The organism is Roseovarius halotolerans, from assembly GCF_900172255.1.
In the GTDB taxonomy this organism is placed as follows: domain Bacteria; phylum Pseudomonadota; class Alphaproteobacteria; order Rhodobacterales; family Rhodobacteraceae; genus Roseovarius; species Roseovarius halotolerans.
The window spans coordinates 413161-432240 of sequence record NZ_FWFU01000003.1 but is presented as its reverse complement, the minus strand read 5'-3'; the positions used below and the strand labels follow the sequence as shown (position 1 = coordinate 432240).

Annotated in this window: 18 protein-coding genes and 1 pseudogene; 13 read left to right on the top strand and 6 right to left on the bottom strand. The window is 66.2% G+C overall.

Annotated elements, in window-relative coordinates:
• The first annotated feature begins 57 nt into the window (after positions 1 to 57).
• The 3 genes from ROH8110_RS13240 (at position 58) to rpmG (ending at position 3603) form a co-directional block, all read left to right on the top strand.
• Positions 58 to 2550: a putative PEP-binding protein gene (locus ROH8110_RS13240; protein ID WP_245962871.1), complete on the top strand. Its 2493-nt coding sequence runs from the start codon at positions 58 to 60 to the stop codon at positions 2548 to 2550.
• 169 nt (positions 2551 to 2719) lie between these two features.
• Positions 2720 to 3328, top strand: a complete 609-nt coding sequence (locus ROH8110_RS13235) for a cell wall hydrolase (RefSeq protein WP_085818202.1) — start codon at positions 2720 to 2722, stop codon at positions 3326 to 3328.
• A gap of 107 nt (positions 3329 to 3435) precedes the next feature.
• Complete coding sequence (gene rpmG, locus ROH8110_RS13230) at positions 3436 to 3603, top strand: 50S ribosomal protein L33 (protein WP_039682682.1); 168 nt, start codon at positions 3436 to 3438, stop codon at positions 3601 to 3603.
• Between the two features lie 200 nt (positions 3604 to 3803).
• Here rpmG and ROH8110_RS13225 read toward each other — a convergent pair whose 3' ends face one another.
• The gene (locus ROH8110_RS13225; protein ID WP_085818201.1) at positions 3804 to 4523 is read right to left on the bottom strand and encodes a Bax inhibitor-1/YccA family protein; all 720 of its coding nucleotides are present in this window, start codon (positions 4521 to 4523) and stop codon (positions 3804 to 3806) included.
• Positions 4524 to 4634: 111 nt separating this feature from the next.
• Complete coding sequence (locus tag ROH8110_RS13220; protein ID WP_085818500.1) at positions 4635 to 4847, bottom strand: DUF1127 domain-containing protein; 213 nt, start codon at positions 4845 to 4847, stop codon at positions 4635 to 4637.
• 125 nt (positions 4848 to 4972) lie between these two features.
• On the opposite strand from ROH8110_RS13220, the gene ROH8110_RS13215 reads away from it, so the two are divergent.
• Positions 4973 to 5854 carry a LysR family transcriptional regulator gene (locus ROH8110_RS13215; RefSeq protein WP_085818499.1) on the top strand — a complete coding sequence of 294 codons (882 nt, stop codon included), beginning with the start codon at positions 4973 to 4975 and terminating at the stop codon, positions 5852 to 5854.
• On the opposite strand, the gene ROH8110_RS13210 is transcribed toward ROH8110_RS13215, so the two are convergent.
• Positions 5841 to 6836, bottom strand: a complete 996-nt coding sequence (locus ROH8110_RS13210) for an NADPH:quinone oxidoreductase family protein (protein WP_085818200.1) — start codon at positions 6834 to 6836, stop codon at positions 5841 to 5843. The two genes, ROH8110_RS13215 and ROH8110_RS13210, sit on opposite strands and share 14 nt — an antisense overlap.
• 311 nt (positions 6837 to 7147) lie before the next feature.
• Between ROH8110_RS13210 and ROH8110_RS13205 the strand changes: the two genes are divergently transcribed.
• The 3 genes from ROH8110_RS13205 (at position 7148) to ROH8110_RS13195 (ending at position 8837) form a co-directional block, all read left to right on the top strand.
• The gene (locus tag ROH8110_RS13205; protein WP_085818199.1) at positions 7148 to 7519 is read left to right on the top strand and encodes a helix-turn-helix domain-containing protein; all 372 of its coding nucleotides are present in this window, start codon (positions 7148 to 7150) and stop codon (positions 7517 to 7519) included.
• 61 nt (positions 7520 to 7580) lie between these two features.
• Entirely contained in the window at positions 7581 to 8366 is a 786-nt protein-coding gene (locus ROH8110_RS13200) for an inositol monophosphatase family protein (RefSeq protein WP_085818498.1), read from the top strand.
• Positions 8367 to 8396: 30 nt separating this feature from the next.
• Complete coding sequence (locus ROH8110_RS13195; RefSeq protein ID WP_085818198.1) at positions 8397 to 8837, top strand: CAP domain-containing protein; 441 nt, start codon at positions 8397 to 8399, stop codon at positions 8835 to 8837.
• Between the two features lie 80 nt (positions 8838 to 8917).
• Here ROH8110_RS13195 and guaD read toward each other — a convergent pair whose 3' ends face one another.
• A complete protein-coding gene (guaD, locus tag ROH8110_RS13190) occupies positions 8918 to 10219 on the bottom strand; it encodes a guanine deaminase (protein ID WP_085818197.1) in 1302 nt (433 codons plus the stop codon).
• Positions 10220 to 10364: 145 nt separating this feature from the next.
• Here guaD and mgtE point away from each other — a divergent pair, with 145 nt between their 5' ends.
• The 5 genes from mgtE (at position 10365) to ROH8110_RS13165 (ending at position 15578) form a co-directional block, all read left to right on the top strand.
• Positions 10365 to 11759 (top strand): magnesium transporter, encoded by a 1395-nt coding sequence (gene mgtE, locus ROH8110_RS13185; protein ID WP_085818196.1) that lies wholly within the window; start codon positions 10365 to 10367, stop codon positions 11757 to 11759.
• Positions 11756 to 12322 carry a 5-formyltetrahydrofolate cyclo-ligase gene (locus ROH8110_RS13180; protein ID WP_085818195.1) on the top strand — a complete coding sequence of 189 codons (567 nt, stop codon included), beginning with the start codon at positions 11756 to 11758 and terminating at the stop codon, positions 12320 to 12322. The genes mgtE and ROH8110_RS13180 overlap by 4 nt, the downstream gene beginning before the upstream one ends.
• Positions 12309 to 12779 (top strand): OsmC family protein, encoded by a 471-nt coding sequence (locus ROH8110_RS13175; protein WP_085818194.1) that lies wholly within the window; start codon positions 12309 to 12311, stop codon positions 12777 to 12779. Before ROH8110_RS13180 ends, ROH8110_RS13175 begins: the two co-directional genes overlap by 14 nt.
• 64 nt (positions 12780 to 12843) lie before the next feature.
• Positions 12844 to 13656, top strand: coding sequence for a TIGR00282 family metallophosphoesterase (locus tag ROH8110_RS13170; protein ID WP_085818193.1), 813 nt, complete (start codon positions 12844 to 12846; stop codon positions 13654 to 13656).
• Between the two features lie 143 nt (positions 13657 to 13799).
• Positions 13800 to 15578 (top strand): SLC13 family permease, encoded by a 1779-nt coding sequence (locus tag ROH8110_RS13165; RefSeq protein WP_085818192.1) that lies wholly within the window; start codon positions 13800 to 13802, stop codon positions 15576 to 15578.
• A 145-nt stretch (positions 15579 to 15723) separates the two neighbouring features.
• On the opposite strand, the gene ROH8110_RS13160 is transcribed toward ROH8110_RS13165, so the two are convergent.
• Complete coding sequence (locus tag ROH8110_RS13160; RefSeq protein ID WP_085818191.1) at positions 15724 to 17505, bottom strand: SLC13 family permease; 1782 nt, start codon at positions 17503 to 17505, stop codon at positions 15724 to 15726.
• Between the two features lie 124 nt (positions 17506 to 17629).
• Between ROH8110_RS13160 and ROH8110_RS13155 the strand changes: the two genes are divergently transcribed.
• Entirely contained in the window at positions 17630 to 18379 is a 750-nt protein-coding gene (locus ROH8110_RS13155; RefSeq protein WP_085818190.1) for a YebC/PmpR family DNA-binding transcriptional regulator, read from the top strand.
• 110 nt (positions 18380 to 18489) lie between these two features.
• On the opposite strand, the pseudogene ROH8110_RS13150 reads toward ROH8110_RS13155, so the two are convergent.
• Positions 18490 to 18995 (bottom strand): annotated as a pseudogene (locus ROH8110_RS13150) (fasciclin domain-containing protein).
• Between the last annotated feature and the right edge of the window lie 85 nt (positions 18996 to 19080).

The window sequence follows — 19080 nt, the reverse complement described above, 5'->3', positions numbered from 1 at the left end:
GGTGCCGCAGTGCAGCATAGCGATCCAGATATCACCCTGATCACGGCCTCGGCACCGATGGCGGCGCATACCCACGGCGGGCGCGCGAAGTGCCTTCAGCGGCTGGTGCGACTTGAGCTGCCGGTGCCGCGCACCATCGCGCTGTCGTTCAACGCGGTGCATGGAATTGCCGCCGGCGACATGCCCGACATGGAGGCGCTGCTGGCGCCGTTCGATTCCGAGGCGCTTTTATGCGTGCGCCCGTCATCGGAAGACCCGGATTGGGGCGGGCCGGGTGCGGTGCTGAATATCGGCATGAATGACGGCAAGTTCGTTCAGCTGAGCGACCGGCTGGGCAAGGTGGCGGCGGCGGAGCTTTATCTGCGCTTCGTGCAATCCTATGCGATCCATGTGGCGCGGCTGGACCCGGACATGTTCGACGAGGTGTCGGACGATCCGGTGGTCGGGCTGGGCCAGTCGCTGCGCGCCTATGAGGACGAGACCGAAGAGGATTTCCCCCAGCAGACCGCCGTGCAGCTGGCCGAGGTGCTGCGCTCCATGGCGCGGGCCTGGGAGGGCACGACGGCGCGGTTGCTGCGCCAGGCCAAGGGTGCGCCCGCGGATGCGGGGCTGGGCCTGGTCGTGCAGGAGATGGCCCTCGGGCTGGGGCAGGGGGAATGTGGCTCGGGGGTGATGCAGCTGGTGGACAGCCAGACCGGCGCGCGCCAGATCACCGGGCGCTACCTGAGCCAGAGCCAGGGGCGCGAGGCGCTGAGCGGAGGCGCGGGCGCGCTGTTTCTTGAGCGCGATCCGCGCGGGCCGTCATTGGAGGAGCTGGCGCCGGAGGCCTTTGCGGCGCTGAAATCCTGCACGGAACTGATGCGCGGCAAGCTGCGCGAGGAAATGCAGGTGGAATTCACCATCGAGAACGGCGAGGTCTATGTGCTGGACGGGGTGCGCGTGGCGCGCAATGCCCGCGCGGCGGTGGCGATCGCGGTGGCATTGGCCGAGGACGGGATCATCGCGCGTGAGGACGCGCTGATGCGGATCGATCCGCGCGCCCTGAATGAACTGTTGCACCGGCAGGTGGACCCGGAAGCGGCGCGCGACGTGCTGGCGCGGGGCGTGGCGGCAAGCCCCGGTGCTGCGAGTGGCCGGATCGTCTTTACCGCCGAGGCCGCGCAGGCGGCGGCGGCGCAGGGCGAGGCGGTGGTGCTGGTGCGGCGCGAAACCAGCCCCGAGGACATTCGCGGCATGCATGCGGCGGTGGCCGTGCTGACGGAGCGGGGCGGCATGACCAGCCATGCGGCGGTGATCGGGCGGGGCATCGGCCTGCCTTGCGTGGTGGGGGCTTCGCAGATCGGGTTCGACCCGGTGCGCAAGCAATTGACGCTGCCGGACGGGCGAATCCTGAAGAAGGGTGACACGATCACCATCGACGGCACCAATGGCGAGGTTCTGGCAGGCGAGGCGCCGCTGTTGGAGGCGGCGCGCGATGAATCCTTCCAGACCCTGATGGATTGGGCCGACCTGGTGCGAGACATCGCGGTGCGGGCCAATGCCGACACGCCCGCCGATGCCGAGGTCGCCCGGAATTTCCGCGCGCAGGGGATCGGGCTGTGCCGCACCGAGCACATGTTCTTCGAGGCGGATCGCCTGACGGTGATGCGCGAGATGATCTTTGCCGATTCAAGCGAGGACCGCGCGGCGGCGCTGGACCGGTTGTTGCCGATGCAGCGGGCCGATTTCATCGACCTGTTCCGGATCATGCAGGGGCAGCCCGTCTGCATCCGCCTGTTCGACCCGCCATTGCATGAATTCCTGCCATCGGATCGCAGCGGGATGCTTGAGCTGGCCGAGGCGCTGGACCTGCCCCTGTCGGATGTGACGCGGCGGGTCGAGGCGCTGGGCGAATACAACCCGATGCTGGGGATGCGCGGTGTGCGGCTGGGCATCACCGTGCCCGAAATCTATGACATGCAGGCGCGGGCGATCTTCGAGGCGACGATCGAGGCGAGCCGGGAAGGCGCGCCGGTGGTGCCCGAAATCATGATCCCGCTGGTCAGCGCGATGCGCGAGGTCGAGCTGGTCAAGGCGCGCATCGATGCGGTCGCGGCTGCGGTGCGCAGCGCGAGCGGCCGGGATTTCACCTATCGTCTCGGCGTGATGGTCGAGACGCCGCGCGCGGCGCTGCGGGCCGGGGATATCGCACCGCATGTGTCGTTCCTGAGTTTCGGCACCAATGACCTGACGCAGATGACCTATGGTCTGAGCCGCGACGATGCGGGGCGTTTCATGTCGGCCTATGTGAAGCAGGGGGTTTACCCCGAAGATCCGTTCCACACGCTGGATGTGGACGGGGTGGGGGAGCTTCTGTGCATCGGGGCCGAGAGGGGGCGGGCCGCCAAGCCCGAGCTGGTGCTGTCGATCTGCGGCGAGCATGGCGGCAACCCCGAATCAATCGCTTTCTGCCGGGCGGCGGGGTTCGATTATGTCTCCTGTTCACCGTTTCGTGTCCCGGTGGCGCGGCTGGCGGCCGCGCAGCTGGCCGTGAAGGACAGGATCGCCTAAGGACAAGGGGTTAGAGCCCTGTTTCCTGGCGTCGGCGCTGCCTTGCGATCGGCGGAAATTCGGTCGTTTTCCACCCTGGAATGTCGCGGACTGGACGCGCCCGGCGTTATTGATTATGAGCGCCGGATACTTTTTGCGGCCGACTGGGGGCCGCGATGGGGGATCTAACATGTTCAGAGTGATTGTCATGTGCTGCATGGCGTTCAGCACGGCTGCTTTTGCGGATACGCCCGTGAAGCGTCTTTTCGAGCAGGAGCGGCTGGCGCTGGGCCAGATTTCGGGCGAGCGGCGGGCGAGCTACCTGACGCAGCCGGAGACGGATGTGGAATATTCGCGCGACTGGCTGGCCGGGATGGATACCGTCAAGGGCGGCGAGGAATGGCAGTGCCTTGCGGAGGCGCTGTATTTCGAGGCGCGCGGCGAAAGCGTGCGCGGACAGTTCGCCGTGGCCGAGGTGATCATGAACCGGGTCGACAGTGTCGAGTTCCCGGATTCGATCTGTGGCGTCGTGCATCAGGGCACGGGCCGCAAATACGCCTGTCAGTTCACCTATACCTGCGATGGGCATGAGGAAGTCGTGTCCGAGAAGGCGGCGTTCCGGCAGGTGGGCAAGGTGGCCGGGCTGATGGTTGCGGGCGCGCCGCGCCGGTTGACCGATGGCGCCACCCATTACCACACGCGTGCGGTCAATCCGCGCTGGGCGCGCAGCTTTCCGCGCACCGCGACGATCGGCGTGCATCATTTCTATCGTATGCCCACGCGGCTGTCCTCGAACTGAGAGCAGGGCCGGAAAAACCGGTTGACTCGGGCGCGCGCGCCTTTAAAAGGCGGGCTTCATGACGAATTTCACGGGCGCAGGGCGCGTCCGGTGCAGGAGACAGCAAAATGGCGAAGCCGACGACCATCAAGATCCGTCTGAACTCGACCGCAGGCACGGGCCATTTCTACGTGACGAAGAAAAACGCACGCACCATGACCGAGAAGATGGTGGTGCGCAAATACGACCCGGTAGCGCGCAAGCATGTCGAGTACAAGGAAGGCAAGATCAAGTGAGATCGCGCCGACCTGCAGAGTCAGAAGGCCGTGCCGTCAGGGCGCGGCCTTTTTGATTCCGGGGGGTGTTGACGGGGAAAGGCCGGGGGGCCGGCCCCCCGGACCCCCCGAGGTATTTGCGGCCAGATGAAGGGGCGGGCCCCACGAAAAAGGGCCGGTCGCAGTGACCGGCCCCTGGCTGTGTTGTCTGATGCGAAAGGTTATTCGCGTGCGCCCAGGAGGTTCAGCAGCATGATGAACATGTTGATGAAGTCCAGGTAGAGGCGCAGCGCGCCCATGATCGCGGATTTGCCGAGCCATTCGCTGTCGCCGTGATGGGCATGGGCGAGATAGTCGTTCTTGATGTCCTGCGTGTCATAGGCGGTGAGGCCTGCGAAGATCAGCACGCCGATGATCGAGATCGCGAACATGATCGCGGGCGAGCCGAGGAAGATATTCACGATAGAGGCCACGATCAGGCCGATCAGCCCCATGATGAGGAAGCTGCCCCAGCCGGAGATGTCCTTTTTCGTGGTGTAGCCCCAGAGCGACAGGCCCGCGAAGGCGACCGCCGTGATCAGGAAGACCTGGGCGATGGAGTAGTCCGTGAAGACCACGAAGATATAGCTGATGGATACGCCCATCACGGCCGCGAAGGCGTAGAAGAAAAGCTGTGCGGCGGCCGCCGAGAACTTGTTGATCATTGCGCTGAAGGCGAAGACCATGATCAGCGGTGCGAACATGACGATCCAGCGGGTGATCCCGGTGAACAGGGTTGCGAACAGCGCCTCGTTCGTGCCCACGGCCCAGGCCGCGGCGAAGGTCAGCAACATGCCCACGGACATGGTGCCGTAGACCTTGTTCATATGGGCGCGAAGTCCCGCGTCAATCTGGGCGGAACGGGCGCCTGCCCCCGTCCGGATTGTTTCAAACTCTGCCATTCATTCCTCCGACATGTGAACCAGAAAGCCCCGGTCTGGGGCTTTGAGGATAATATCGGTGAGGGCAGGGCTTTTTTCAAGCATTACCGGTGCCGAAGACTGCGGAATCACTCAGTCTTGATGCCAGTGCGCAGGCACGTCCCAGAGCGGGCGGCGCGATTCCGCATCGGCGCTGAGGTGGTCGAGGCCGATATCGCGCAGCGCACGGGTATCGAGCCGCGCCAGCTGGCGGCGCTCGCGATAGAGCGCGAGGAGGTCGCGCAGCGAGGCCGTGCTGCGGCGGGAACGGGTGGCGGTGAGACGGGGCAGTGTGAGGAATGCCATGAGCTTTGCCCTTTCCTGTTCGTGATGGATTTGCGCGTTCATATTTTACATGTTGATATATGGCGCAGGGTTTGTCATTTTGAAAACGAATGTTTGTTGTCCCACCCATCAAGAAAGGTGATGCCATGCGAAATCTGGACATGACGACCCTGCGATCATTCGTGGCGGTGGCCGATTGCGGCGGCGTCACCCGCGCGGCCGGGATGCTGCACCTGACCCAGTCGGCGGTGTCGATGCAGATCAAGCGGCTGGAGGAACTGTTGGGGCTGACCCTGCTGGACCGGGGCAACCGCGCCGTCGCGCTGACGGCAGCGGGCGAGCAATTGCTGGGCTATGCGCGCCGGATCCTCGAGATGAACGACGAGGTGGTGGGGCGCCTGACCGAGGAGAGCTATGAGGGCGAGATCGTCATCGGGGTCCCGCATGACGTGGTCTACCCGGTGGTGCCACGGGTGCTGAAGACCTTCAACGCGGCCTTTCCGAGGGTGAAGGTGCATCTGAAATCGTCGAGCACGGTGGCGCTGCGCGCGGCATTGCAGAAGGGCGAGGCGGACCTGATCGTGACCACGGAAGAGGGCCTGGGCGCGGGGGGCGAGACGCTGACCGAGATGCCCTTGCGCTGGGTCGGGGCGCGTGACGGGCTGGCCTGGAAGAAGCGGCCCCTGCGGCTGGCCTTTTGCACCTATTGCATCTTTCGCCCGATCGTATTGCGCCGGTTGGAGGAGGCCGGGATCGACTGGGAAATGGCGGTGGAATCGACCGAGGAGCGCACCATCGAGGCGCTGACCAGCGCCGACCTGGCGGTGGGCGCCTTGCTCGAGGACAGCATCCCGCCGCATCTGGAGGCGATCGCGCCGGGGGGCACGCTGCCCGACCTGGGGGTGCAGAAGATCAACCTTTACATGCGCGGCGGGCGCGACGAGCTGCTTGAGCAGATGGCGGGGCTGCTGCGCCAGGGTTACGGCGCGCTGCGCCCGGCTACGGCGGTGAATATCAACGCGGCGTGACCACGACCTTGCCGGTCGATTTGCGCTGGCGCAGCAGGTCGAGCGCCTCGGCGGCGCGTTCGAGCGGCAGAACGTGGCTGACATGGGGCTTGATGCGCCCGGCCTCGTACCAGCGCAGCAACTGCGCCATGCTGTCGGTGACGACCGCGGGGCGGAACCTGAGATAACCGCCCCAATAGAGCCCCATCACGCTGAGGTTCTTGACCAGCAGATGATTGGCCTTGATCAGGGGCACGGTGCCGCTGGCAAAGCCGATGGTGAGGATGCGCGCCTCGGGGTTGCAGGCGCGAAAGGCGGCGTCGAACTGGTCGCCGCCGACCGGGTCATAGACCACATCGACCCCGCCGAGGTCCTTGCAGGCGGCGCGGATGTCATCGGTCCTGGCATCGATCAGGTGGTCGGCGCCGGCCTTGCGGGCGATCTCGAGCTTGTCGGCACCGCGCGCGCAGGCGATCACGCGCGCGCCCATCAGCTTGCCGATCTCGACGGCGGTAAGGCCGACGCCCCCCGCCGCGCCGAGCACCAGAAGGGTTTCGCCCGGTTGCAGGCGGGCCTTGTGATCGAGGGCGACATGGCTGGTGCCATAGGCGATCTGAAAGGCGGCGGCGTCGGTGTCGCTCATGGAATCGGGAATGACGACGGCGCGGTCGGCGGGAAAGCAGCCCTGTTCGGCCAGCCCGCCCTGACCGCCGAAGACCGCGACGCGGCTGCCGATGGCGGGCAGGGGGCGCGGGGCGGCGTCGGCGGTGCCTTGCGCGGGGAGCGGTTCACCGAGCGACTCGACAACCCCCGCCACTTCCATCCCGAGGGTGAAGGGAGCGGGCGGCGTATCCTGATAATCGCCGCTGATCATCAGCAGGTCGGCGAAGTTCAGCCCACAGGCGCCGATGCGCAGGCAGAGCTCGCCGGGGGCGGGAATCGGGGCTGGAATTTCACGCAGCACAGGGGCAGCGCCGGGCGAATCAATGTGAAAAGCACGCATGGCACCATGATGCAGCTTGTGGGATACCCCGCAAGCCCCTGTTTGTGCAGAGGGAAACTGTGATGGCTTGTCAAACTGCCAGCAGAGGTTGTATAGGAAAGGTCTCAATCCCGGCAATCGCTTAGATTGAGCGTGAGAGGTCAAGGTCACGTAAAGGATTAGTGTTCGTTCTTGTGTTTTCCCTTGACGATGCTACCTTTGAGCCGCGCTGCATGGGATGCACGGCGTTCGTTAATAATTGTATCCGGCTTCGTATGAGGCAATCAGATTTCAGGATTGCCGGGAGCCGATGATCAGGGAAGGAAAGTCTAATGCCGCACCCCGTTGATGTGCATGTCGGCAAGCGTATTCGTCATCGCCGTTGGCTGGTCGGAATGACACAGCAGCAGCTTGCCGAAAGCGTCGGAATTAAATTTCAGCAAATTCAGAAATACGAAACCGGTGCGAACCGGGTCAGTGCGTCGCGCCTTTGGGATATCGCCGATGCGCTGGGAGTCGAGATCAGCTTTTTCTTCGAGGGTCTCGAGAGCGAGAATGGCCAGCGTCAGGTGGGCGACAAGGTGCCAGCCGACCTGCTGGGGGACAAGGAGGCGCTGGATCTGGTGCGCTCCTATTACGCGATCCCCGAGAACCAGCGGCGTCGCCTGTTCGATCTTGCAAGGGTTCTGAGCGACGTTGCTTGAGCCTGACTGCCGGGCGGTCTACCCATGACGCAGGATGTGGCATGGGAAGGCGGCCCGGAACATGGATCATGACAATATCATAGCCACAGCCCACGCGATGGCAGATGCCGCGCGGGCTGCGGTTCTGCCGTATTTCCGCTCGGGCGCGCTGGTGGCCGAGAACAAGGCCGTTGCGGGGTTCGACCCGGTGACGGCGGCGGATCGGGCCGGGGAGCGCGCGATACTGGAGGTGCTCGAGGCCGAGCGGCCGCAGGATGCTCTGATCGGCGAGGAATTCGGCACGCGGCCGGGCCAGAGCGGCCTGACCTGGGTGGTCGACCCGGTGGATGGCACGCGCGGGTTCATGTCGGGCACGCCCACATGGGGTGTGCTGATCGCGCTGAGCGATGCGAGCGGCCCGGTCTATGGTTTGATCGACCAACCGTATATCGGCGAGCGTTTCGAGGGTGGTTTCGGACATGCACGCATGGTCGGGCCGCAGGGGGAATGCGCGCTTGGCGTGCGCGGCGAGCGGCCCCTGTCCGAGGCGATCCTGTTCACCACCTTTCCCGAGGTCGGCTCCGACAGTGAGGGCGCGGCGTTCCGCCGGGTGGCGGAGTCGGTGCGGCTGGTGCGCTACGGGATGGATTGCTATGCCTATGCGCTGCTGGCGGCGGGGCAAATCGACCTCGTGATCGAGGCGGGGCTCAATTCATATGACATCCAGGCGCCGATTGCCGTGATCGAGGCGGCGGGCGGCATCGTGACCGACTGGCGCGGCGGCCCGGCGCGTGAGGGCGGCCGGGTGCTGGCCGCCGCAGGGCGCGCGCAGCATGAAGCGGCGCTGGCGTTGCTGGCGGATCTCTGAGCGGTGTTCGGTTACGGGAAAGGGGATGTCATGCGATACCTGCTGATTGCGTTGACCTGGGTGATGATGACCGGTGCGGCCCATGCGCAGATGGACGATCTGAGCGATGCGGCGCGAAGCTGGCTCAATAAGGTGCGGGCAGAGGCCGGGGCGGGGGCGGTGACGCCTTCGGCCAAGCTGAAAGCGGCCGCGGCGGCACATGCGCGCGACCTGGCGGCGCGCGGCGCCTTCAGCCATGAGGGATCGGATGGCAGCCAGGTGGGCGTCAGGGCGCGCCGGGCGGGATACCGGTATTGCTTTGTCGCCGAGAACCTGGCCAAGGGGCAGGGCAGTCTTGAGGCGGTGTTGCGTGGCTGGATGGGGTCGCAGGGGCATCGGCGCAACATGCTGTCGCGCGAGGCGCGGGAGTTCGCGCTGGTGCGCGGGCCGGGGAACCTGTGGGTGATGGTCCTGGGGCGCGCGGGCTGCTGAGGGTGAATGGGGGCGCTGCCCCCGTCGCCGCAGGCGGCGACTCCTCCGGAGTATTGCGAGAACGATGAAGGGCGGGGCGTTCAGGCCGAAGGGACGGGTTCACCGGCGACGAGGACGGCGCGGATGGCGCGGTCGTCGCCCATCATGATGGTGGGGAAGATCGCTTCCCAGATGTCATCGGCGCGGGCGTGGCGCTGGGCGATGGCGGGGGTCGAGGCGAGGTCGAGGATGACGATGTCGGCCTCCATGCCGGGTGCGATATTGCCGATGTGGCCCTGCATGTGGAGCGCGGCGGCGCCGGCGCCGGTCGCGAGCCAAAGAAGCTGGGCGGGATGGAGCGCGGTGCCGGTGAGCTGCGCGATCTCGTAGGCGGCGGCCATCGTGCGCAGCATCGAGAAGCTGGAGCCGCCGCCGGTATCGGTGGCAAGGCCGATCCGCTGGCCTTCGGCGAGCCGCTGGTCGATATCGAAGAGGCCCGAGCCGATGAAGCTGTTGGAGGTCGGGCAGTGCACGAGCGCGGCGCCGGATTCGGCGAGGCGGGCGGTTTCGCGGGGCGCGAGGTGGATGGCGTGGCCAAAGAGCGCGCGTTCGCCGAGGAGCCCGTGGCTTTCATAGACATCGAGATAGTCGCGCGCCTTTGGGAAGAGCCGTTTCACCCAGGCGATTTCCTCGGTCTGTTCGCTCAGATGGGTCTGCATCAGGCAATCGGGATGCGCCGCCCAGAGCGCGCCGAGCGCATCGAGCTGCGCGGCGCTGGAGGTGGGGGCGAAGCGCGGGGTGATCACATAGGAGAGCCGGTCGACACCGTGCCAGCGGGCGAGCAGCGCGGCGCTGTCGTCATGGGCGCTTTGGGCGCTGTCGCAGAGATCCGCGGGCGCGTTGCGGTCCATGCAGGTCTTGCCAGCCGCCGCGCGCAGGCCGCGGGCGCGGGCAGCGGTGAAGAAGGCATCGACGCTGGCGGGATGCGAGGTGCAGAAGCTGACCGTCGTCGTGGTGCCGTGCGAGAGCGTGAGGTCGAAATAGCGCTCGGCGATCCGGGCGGCGTACTCGGGATCGCAGAGGCGCATTTCCTCGGGGAAGGTGTAGTCGTTCAGCCAGTCGATCAGGCGTTTGCCCCAGCTGGCGATGATCGCGGTCTGCGGGTAATGGGCGTGGGCGTCGATGAAGCCCGCGCAGATCAGGTGCCCGTCATGGCGCCTGAGCGTCGCGCCGGGGGCACGCGCGCGCAGATCCGCGAGCGCGCCGGTCGCGGCGACGCGCCCGTCGCGGATCAGCACCGCCTCGGACAGGCGCGCGCAGTCCGAGGCGCCGGTGGCCGGGCCGCGCAGGGGATCGGCATCAAACGAGAGCACATGGCCGGTGAGGATGGTATCGCGGGGCATCGGCGCGCCTTTTGCCTTGGGCCGGGAGGGGCAGTTTCGGGCGGACGATAGGGGAGCGGGCGAGCGCGGTAAATCGGGCAATGCGGATTGTTTTTCGCGCGCCGCTTCATTACTCCTGCGGTCAGGCGCAAAGGCGGAGGGTCTCATGGCGGAAGGCGAGCATCTGGCTGGGACCGAGGAGGACCGCGAGGAGAGCGCATATGCGCTCAATCCTCAGGCGGTCGCACGGATGATCTATGCGGTCGATATCGACGATCAGGCCTTGCTGCTCAAGGAAATGGCCGAGTTGCACCCGGCCGACATCGCCGACCTTCTGGAACAGATCAACGCCTTTGACCGGCGCCGCCTGATCGAGCTTTACGGCTCGGAATTCGACGGCGATATCCTGTCGGAACTGGACGAGGGCCTGCGCCAGGAGGTGATCGGCCTGTTGCCGCCCGAGGTTCTGGCCGACGCGGTGCGCGACCTTGAATCGGACGATGTGGTCGACCTGGTCGAGGACCTGGAGGATCACGAGCAGGAAGCGATCCTGAACGCGCTTGAGGCCGGCGACCGCCTGGCGGTGCAGAAATCGCTGACCTATCCGGAATACTCCGCCGGCCGCCTGATGCAGCGCGAAGTGGTGATGGCGCCCGAGCACTGGAATGTCGGCGAGGCGATCGACTATCTGCGCGACCAGGAGGACCTGCCGGATCAGTTCTATCACATCATCCTGGTCGATCCGCGGCTGCGCCCGGTGGGTAATGTCACGCTGGGCAAGCTGATGGCCTCGCGGCGCGAGGTCTTGCTCAAGGACCTGGTGGAGGAGACGTTTCACACCATCCCCGTCACCCAGGACGAGGCGGACGTCGCCTATGCGTTCAACCAGTATCACCTGATCTCGGCGCCGGTGGTGGACGAGGATGACCGGCTGGTCGGCGTCATCACCATCGACGACGCGATGGCGGTGCTGGACGAGGAACATGAGGAGGACATCCTGCGCCTCGGCGGTGTGGGCGACGAATCGAGCCTGTCTGACCGGGTGATGACGACGGCGAAGGGGCGCGCGGTGTGGCTGTTCGTGAACCTGCTGACGGCGATCCTGGCCTCGGTGGTGATCGACCAGTTCGCCGATACGATCGACCAGATGGTCGCGCTGGCGGTGCTGATGCCGATCGTGGCCTCGATGGGGGGCAATGCGGGCACCCAGACCATGACCGTTGCCGTGAGGGCGCTGGCCACGCGCGATTTGACGGCGCAGAACGCGCTGAGGGTCATCCGCCGCGAGGTGGCGGTGGGCGCGCTTAACGGGCTGTTGTTCGGTTTCCTGATGGCGCTGGTGGCGGGGGCCTGGTTCGGGGTGCCGATGCTGGCGGCGGTGATCGCGCTGGCGATGATTCTGACCCAGATCTGCGCCGCGCTGGGCGGGATCGTCATTCCGATGGGCCTGTCGCGGATCGGGATCGACCCGGCGCTGGCCTCGGGGCCGTTCGTGACCACGATCACCGATGTGGTCGGGTTCTTCGCCTTTCTGGGCCTTGCGTCTATGGTGCTGCTGTGAGCGCCCTGCAAGAGGTCAAGCAGGCGGCGCGCAAGGCGGCGTTTGCGCGGCGCAAGGCGGCGCATGAGGCGTCCGGGCCGGGCGAGGCGGCGCTGTTGTCGGGGGTGCTGGCGGGGTATCGCGGCGTGCCCATTGCCGGCTACATGGCGATGCGCACGGAAATCGACCCGCTGGCGGCGATGGAAGAGGCCGCGGCGCATGGGCCGGTCGGCGTGCCGGTGATCGAAGCGCCGGGGCAGGCGCTGACATTCGCGCGCTGGACGCCCGGCTGCGAGCTGAAGGACGGGCCGTTCGGGGCGATGATCCCGGCCAGCGCAGAGATCATGATACCCGAGATCGTGATCGTGCCGCTGGTGGCCTTTGACCGGCGCGGCGGGAGGCTGGGCTATGGCGGGGGGTTCTATGACCGCACGCTCGAGATGCTGCGCGCGGCGCGCCCGACGCTGGCGATCGGGTTCGCCTATGGTGCGCAGGAGGATGGCGCATTGCCGCTCGAGGCGACCGACCAGCCGCTCGACATGGTGGTGACCGAAGCCGAGGTGATCGAGATTGGCCGAGCATGACTATACCGCCCGCGTGGTGTGGACCGGAAATCGCGGTGAAGGCACGGCGCATTACGGCGCCTATGCGCGCAGCTGGAACGTGGAGACGCCGGGCAAACCGGTGATCCGCTGCTCCAACGATCCGCTGCTGGGAGGCGATCCGGGGCTGCACAATCCCGAGGATATGCTGATCGCGGCGCTGAGCGCCTGTCACATGCTGTGGTATCTGCATTTCGCTTCGGATGCGGGGATCGCGGTGGCGGCTTACGAGGATGAGCCGCTGGCGGTGGGCGAGACCGATGCGCGCGGCGCGAGCCGCTTTCTGAACGCCACGCTCAGGCCGCGGATCACGGTTCCGAAGGGCACCGACCTTGCGGCGGCGGATGCGCTGCACGGGCGCATCCACGATGTCTGTTTCATCGCGCGCTCGGTGAACTTTCCGGTCAGGATCGCCGCGCGCTACCGCGTTGCGGGCTGAGGGGCGAGGACGGCATGCAACAGCGCTCTTGCCCTTCGGGGCTGCGGGACATACCACCTGTGCCATGAGAATTCTGTTTCTGGGCGATGTCGTGGGCCGTGCGGGGCGGTCGGCGGTGGCCGATACCCTGCCGAGGCTGCGCGAGGAATGGCGGCTCGATTTTGTCGTGGTGAATGGCGAGAACGCCTCGGGGGGGATGGGCCTCACGGGGGATCATGCCAAGGCGCTGCTTGCGAGCGGTGCGGATGTGCTGACGCTGGGCGATCATGCCTTCGATCAGAAGGACATGCAGCAGTTCATCGAGAGCGAGCCGCGTGTCATCAGGCCGCTCAACTATGCCAAGGAGGCGCCGGGGCGCGGGCATGGGGTGTTCCAGGACGGGCGCGGGCGCAAGGTGCTGGTGTGCCAGGTGCTGGGGCAGGTGTTCATGAAGCGATGCTTTGACGATCCGTTCTCGGCGGTGGACGCGGTGTTGCGCGCGCATCCGCCGGGGGGCGCGGTGCAGGCGGCGCTGGTGGATGTGCATTGCGAGGCGACCTCGGAAAAGATGGCGATGGGGCATTTCTGCGCCGGGCGGGCGAGCATGGTGGTGGGCACCCATACCCATGTGCCGACCGCGGATGCGCAGATCCTGTCCGGCGGCACCGCGTTCCAGAGCGATGCGGGCATGTGCGGGGATTACGATTCGGTCATCGGCATGGACAAGACCGAGCCGATGCGCCGGTTCATTGGCGGCATGGCGCGGGGCCGGTTCCAGCCGGCGCTGGGCGATGTGACGCTGTCGGGGCTTTATGTCGAGACCGATGACAAGACCGGCAAGGCGCTGCGCGTCGAGATGGTGCGCCAGGGCGGGCGGCTGGCGCAGGCGGGGCCGTGATCGCAAGCGCGCGCGGGGCGGTTGAGGCTCGGCGGACGGCAAGGGGTGCGACACAGGATGCCTCTTGTTCCCGTTCGCGCCATGCGGGATCATGGGACGGGTCGCGAGGGCGGTCTGAACGGCGCGGGTAGCGGGTGGTTGTGATGGATTTTCTTGCGATGTCCCAGACGGGCCAGGCGATCAGCGCGCTTGTGGTGATGGCGGCGATGTTCGCCTTCTTCGTGCGCGAGATCTATCCCCCCGAAGTCGTGGCGCTGGGTGGCGTGGCGGTGATGCTGACGATGGGGCTCGTGCCCTATGACATGGCGCTCAAGGTGTTCTCGAACCCGGCACCCTGGACCATCGCGGCCATGTTCATCGTGATGGGGGCGCTGGTGCGGACCGGGGCGCTGGACCTCCTGACGGGCTTTGCCGACCGGCTGGCACGCACCAGCCCGCGGATGGCGATCGCGGTCCTGATGGGGGCGGTGGTTCTGGCCTCGGCGATCATGAACAACACGCCGGTGGTGGTGGTGATGATCCCGGTTTTCGTGCAGCTTTCGAAGACCTTGAACCAGAGTGCCAGCAAGCTGCTGATCCCGCTCAGCTATGCGGCGATCATGGGTGGCACGCTGACGCTGGTGGGGACATCGACCAACCTGCTGGTGGACGGTGTGGCGCGCAGCGCCGGGATGACGCCCTTCGGGATTTTCGAAGTCACGCCGATGGCCGCGATCGTGGTGCTGTGGGGGATGCTGTTTCTGGGCATCTTCGCGCCGATGCTGCTGCCGAACCGCGACAGCATGGCGACCATGCTGTCGGACCGCTCGAAGATGAAGTTCTTCACCGAGGCGGTGATCCCGCCAGAAAGCAACCTGATCGGGCGCGAGGTGACCGGCGTGCAGCTGTTCCGGCGCGAGGGTGTGCGCCTGATCGACGTGATCCGAGGCGACCAGTCGCTGCGGCGCGACCTCAAGGGGGTCGAACTGCAGGTCGGCGACCGGGTGGTGCTGCGCACGCAGATGACCGAATTGCTGAGCCTGCAGCGCGACAAGAGCCTCAAGCGGGTGGACCAGGTGTCGGCGGTCGAGACCACCACGGTCGAGGTGCTGATCACGCCGGGCTGCAAGATGGTCGGACGCACGCTGGGGGCGCTGCGCCTGCGGCGGCGCTATGGCGTCTATCCGCTGGCGGTGCATAGGCGCAATCAGAATATCGGCCGGCAGCTGGACGATCTGGTGGTGCGGGTCGGCGACACGCTGCTGCTGGAGGGTGCGCCCGAGGACATCCAGCGCCTGTCGCGTGAGATGGACATGGTGGATGTCACGAAGCCCTCGGCGCGGGCCTTCCGGCGCGGCCACGCGCCGGTGGCGGTGGCGGCCCTGCTGGGGGTCGTGGTGCTGGCGGGGCTGGGGATCGCGCCGATCCTGCCGCTGGCGGTGATTGCGGTCGCGGTGGTGCTGCTGACGCGCTGCATCGACGCGGATGAGGCGTTTTCCTTTGTGGACGGGCGGTTGCTGGCGCTGATCTTCGCGATGCTGGGGATCGGTGCTGCGCTGGATCATACGGGCGCTGTGGCGCTGGTCGTGGATGCGGTGACGCCTTCGCTGGTCGGGTTGCCGCCGTTCCTGATCGTGCTGTCGGTCTTCCTGCTGACAACGACGCTGACCGAGATGGTCAGCAACAACGCGGTGGCGGTCGTGGTCACGCCGATTGCCATCGGGCTGGCGCAGGCGATGGGGATCGATCCGCGCCCGCTGGTGGTGGCGGTGATGATCGCGGCAAGCTGCGCCTTTGCGACGCCCATCGGTTACCAGACCAACACGCTGGTCTACGGGCCGGGGGGTTACAGGTTTACCGATTTCATGCGGGTGGGTGTCCCTCTCAACCTGAGTATCGCGCTGCTGGCGAGCGCGCTCATCCCGCTGTTCTGGCCCATGTGACGCGCGAGTCAGGGGTGAGACGGGCCTGGCGGATGTCGCGCTCGGCCGCCATTCAGGATGGCGGCGGACCGGTGGACACCATGAGACAGGCACATTCGATCATCCAGGCGGCATCAAAGGTGAACGCGCCGGAAACGCGGCGCGATCAGAGCGGCCAGACCACCACGATCGTCGGTACCGAGACCGCGATCACGATGAGTTCGAGCGGCAGCCCCATGCGCCAGTAATCCGAGAAACGATAGCCGCCGGGGCCGAGGATGAGCGTGTTGTTCTTGTGTCCGATGGGCGTGAGAAACGCCGAGGAGGCTCCGACCGCCACCGCCATCAGGAAGGCATCGGGCGCGGCATCGAGACGGCGGGCGATCTCGATTGCGACGGGGGCGGCGACGATGGCCGTGGCGGTGTTGTTGAGCACATCCGACAGGGTCATGGTCATCGCCATCAGGATCGCGAGGATGGCCCAGGCGGGCAGGTTGCCAGCGAGCCCGATCAGCTGCGAGGCCAGCAATTCAGTGCCGCCGCTGGAATTGAGCGCCGCGCCCAGGGGGATGAGTGAGCCCAGAAGCACCACCACCGGCCATTCGATCTGATCATAGAGGTCGCGCACCGGGACGATCCCGGTCAGAACGTAGCCGACCACCACCATGCCAAGGCCGATCGCCAGCGGGATCAGCTGTAGGGTGGCGGCGGCGACGGCAAGGGCGAAGAGGCCGACCGCCAGCCAGGCCTTTTTCTGCCGGGTGATGGACAGGCCGCGTTCGGCCAGCGGCAGGCAGCCGAGCCAGCGGATCACCTGCGGCCCGGAATCGGCAGGCGTGAGCAGCAGCAGGATGTCGCCCGCCATGATCTTTGCGCGGCTCAGGTTCTTGGTGATGCGGCGGCCCTGGCGCGAGACGCCGACGATGACCGAGCGTTGCCGCCAATGCAGCCCGACCGCCTGCGCCGAGGTATCGGCGATGCGCGCATCCCGCGGGACCACCGCCTCGGTCAGGGCAAGTCCGTCGGATTCGTCCTCGATGCGTTCGCGCCCGTCGGCATCGGTATAGGTCAGCCCGAGCGCGGCGCGGAAATCGTCGAGCGCCTCGGGCTGGGCTTCGAGAACCAGCACGTCCTCGGATTTGAGCTTGGTACCGCGAGAGCTGCCGTAGCGGCGGGTGCCGTCGCGGATCAGGCCGAGCACCGTCACATCGGCGCTGTTGGCGGTTTCGTCGAGATCGGCAAGCCGCTTGCCGACGGCGTCGCTGTCCTCGGGGACCGAGAGTTCGGCCAGGTAGGCCGAGGCCTCCTGCAGGGCGTCGGCCGGGTCGGAGGTGGCGGCGCGGTCGGGTATGAGCCGCCAGCCGACCAGCGTGATGAAGGCCATCCCCGCAAGGGCGGCGACGGCACCGACCGGAGCGAAATCGAACATCGCAAAGGATTGCCCCAGCTCTTCTTCGCGGATCGAGGCGATGATGATGTTGGGCGGGGTGCCGATCAGCGTGACCATGCCGCCGAGGATCGTGGCGAAGCTCAGGGGCATCAGGCTGAGGCCGGGTGCGCGCTTGGCCTTGCGGGCGGCGTGGATGTCGACCGGCATCAGGAGCGCAAGCGCCGCGACATTGTTGATGAAGCCCGAAAGCACCGCGCCGACCCCGCCCAGAAGTGCGATATGCCCGCCCAGCGAGCGTCCGCCATCGACCACCTTGCGGGTGATCATCTGCACCGCCCCCGCATTGACCAGCCCCGCCGACACCACCAGCACCAGCGCCACGATCACCGTGGCCGGGTGGCCAAAGCCGGTAAAGGCGGACTCGTAGGGCACGGCGCCCAGAACCACCCCGAGCAGGAGCGCCGAGAATGCCACCAGATCATAGCGGTAGCGCCCCCAGATCAGCATCGCGAAGAGCCCCGCGAAAAGGCCGAAGAGGATGATCTGGTCGGTGGTCATGGCGCGCTCCTTTGGGGTCGCTTCAGCCAACCTCATTGGGCGCGCGTGTGCAACCGGCTTGCGATGGCCCCCAAGGGTGCCCTATATCAGGCCAGATTCCGCGATAATATGATCGGAGGCACGTATGGCCGGCCATTCCAAATGGGCAAATATCCAGCATCGCAAGGGGCGCCAGGACGCCGCGCGATCCAAGCTTTTCTCTAAGCTTTCCAAAGAGATAACCGTCGCCGCCAAGATGGGCGACCCGGACCCCGAGAAGAACCCCCGCCTGCGCATGGCGGTGAAGGAGGCCAAGGCCAGCTCGGTGCCCAAGGACGTGATCGACCGCGCCATCAAGAAATCGCAGGCCGGCGACAGCGAGGATTACGAGGAAATCCGCTATGAGGGCTATGGCCCCAACGGCGTGGCGGTGATCGTCGAGGCGATGACCGACAACCGCAACCGCACCGCCAGCAACGTGCGTTCGACCTTCGGCAAGCATGGCGGCAACCTGGGTGAAACCGGCAGTGTCGGCTTCATGTTCGAGCGCAAGGGCGAGGTCAGCTATCCGGCGGATGCCGGGGATGCGGATTCGGTGATGATGGCTGCGATCGAGGCGGGCGCCGAGGATGTGGAGTCCAGCGAGGACGGCCATATCATCTGGTGCACGGATACCGATCTCAACGATGTCTCGACGGCGCTGGAAGCCACGCTGGGGGAAAGCGAATCCACCAAGCTCGTGTGGAAACCCGCCACCACGACCGAGATGGACCTCGAAGGCATGCAGAAGCTCATGAGGCTGGTCGAGGCGCTGGAGGATGACGACGACGTGCAGCGCGTCACCACCAACTTCGAGGCCTCCGACGAAGTGATGGAGCAACTGGCCGCCGAATAGGCCTGCCAGCCCCGGATCATATGAAAACGGCGCCCCGTGGGGCGCCGTTCGTCGTTTCCGGGGATGCGTGCAAGAGGTGCTTGCGCGACGTCGGCCCGGATGTCTTGCGGTCACTCGGGCAGCAGCACCTTGTCGATGACGTGGATCACGCCATTCGATGCCATGATATCGGCGCTGGTCACATTGGCGTCGTTCACGCGCACGCCCGTGCCGTATTTGCCGCCGCGCGCTCGATATGGACTGTGCTGCCCTCGACGGTTGCGACATTCATCCGCTGACCGGCCAGCTGGTCGGATGTGACTTGGCCGGGGACGACGTGATAGGTCAGGATCTGTGCCAGCTTGCCCTTGTTCTCAGGCTCGAGCAGCGTGTCGAGCGTGCCCTCGGGCAGGGCTGCGAAGGCCGCGTTGGTGGGCGCGAAGACGGTAAAGGGGCCGTCGCTCTTGAGCGTATCCACAAGCCCTGCGGCCTGAACGGCCGTCACGAGGGTCGAAAACTCGGGGTTCGACGCGGCGATGTCGACGATATCCTGCGGCGCCTCGGTCTGGGCACAGGCGGACAGCGCACCGGCTGCGGCGGTGAATATGGCGGCTTTGAGAAGGCTGCGGCGTTGCATGTTGTTATGTCTCCCTGACAAATGTTCAATCAAAGCGGGTCACTCAAAATCTGTAATGGTTATGCACGGGATACGGTGCAGCATG

Bases quoted from the DNA above. Each gene is read 5' to 3' on its own strand.
- ROH8110_RS13240 (WP_245962871.1), top strand. From the start codon at position 58: ATGGCGGCGCATACCCACGGCGGGCGCGCGAAGTGCCTTCAGCGGCTG.
- ROH8110_RS13235 (WP_085818202.1), top strand. From the start codon at position 2,720: ATGTTCAGAGTGATTGTCATGTGCTGCATGGCGTTCAGCACGGCTGCT.
- rpmG (WP_039682682.1), top strand. From the start codon at position 3,436: ATGGCGAAGCCGACGACCATCAAGATCCGTCTGAACTCGACCGCAGGC.
- ROH8110_RS13225 (WP_085818201.1), bottom strand. From the start codon at position 4,523: ATGGCAGAGTTTGAAACAATCCGGACGGGGGCAGGCGCCCGTTCCGCC.
- ROH8110_RS13220 (WP_085818500.1), bottom strand. From the start codon at position 4,847: ATGGCATTCCTCACACTGCCCCGTCTCACCGCCACCCGTTCCCGCCGC.
- ROH8110_RS13215 (WP_085818499.1), top strand. From the start codon at position 4,973: ATGCGAAATCTGGACATGACGACCCTGCGATCATTCGTGGCGGTGGCC.
- ROH8110_RS13210 (WP_085818200.1), bottom strand. From the start codon at position 6,836: ATGCGTGCTTTTCACATTGATTCGCCCGGCGCTGCCCCTGTGCTGCGT.
- ROH8110_RS13205 (WP_085818199.1), top strand. From the start codon at position 7,148: ATGCCGCACCCCGTTGATGTGCATGTCGGCAAGCGTATTCGTCATCGC.
- ROH8110_RS13200 (WP_085818498.1), top strand. From the start codon at position 7,581: ATGGATCATGACAATATCATAGCCACAGCCCACGCGATGGCAGATGCC.
- ROH8110_RS13195 (WP_085818198.1), top strand. From the start codon at position 8,397: ATGCGATACCTGCTGATTGCGTTGACCTGGGTGATGATGACCGGTGCG.
- guaD (WP_085818197.1), bottom strand. From the start codon at position 10,219: ATGCCCCGCGATACCATCCTCACCGGCCATGTGCTCTCGTTTGATGCC.
- mgtE (WP_085818196.1), top strand. From the start codon at position 10,365: ATGGCGGAAGGCGAGCATCTGGCTGGGACCGAGGAGGACCGCGAGGAG.
- ROH8110_RS13170 (WP_085818193.1), top strand. From the start codon at position 12,844: ATGAGAATTCTGTTTCTGGGCGATGTCGTGGGCCGTGCGGGGCGGTCG.
- ROH8110_RS13165 (WP_085818192.1), top strand. From the start codon at position 13,800: ATGGATTTTCTTGCGATGTCCCAGACGGGCCAGGCGATCAGCGCGCTT.
- ROH8110_RS13160 (WP_085818191.1), bottom strand. From the start codon at position 17,505: ATGACCACCGACCAGATCATCCTCTTCGGCCTTTTCGCGGGGCTCTTC.
- ROH8110_RS13155 (WP_085818190.1), top strand. From the start codon at position 17,630: ATGGCCGGCCATTCCAAATGGGCAAATATCCAGCATCGCAAGGGGCGC.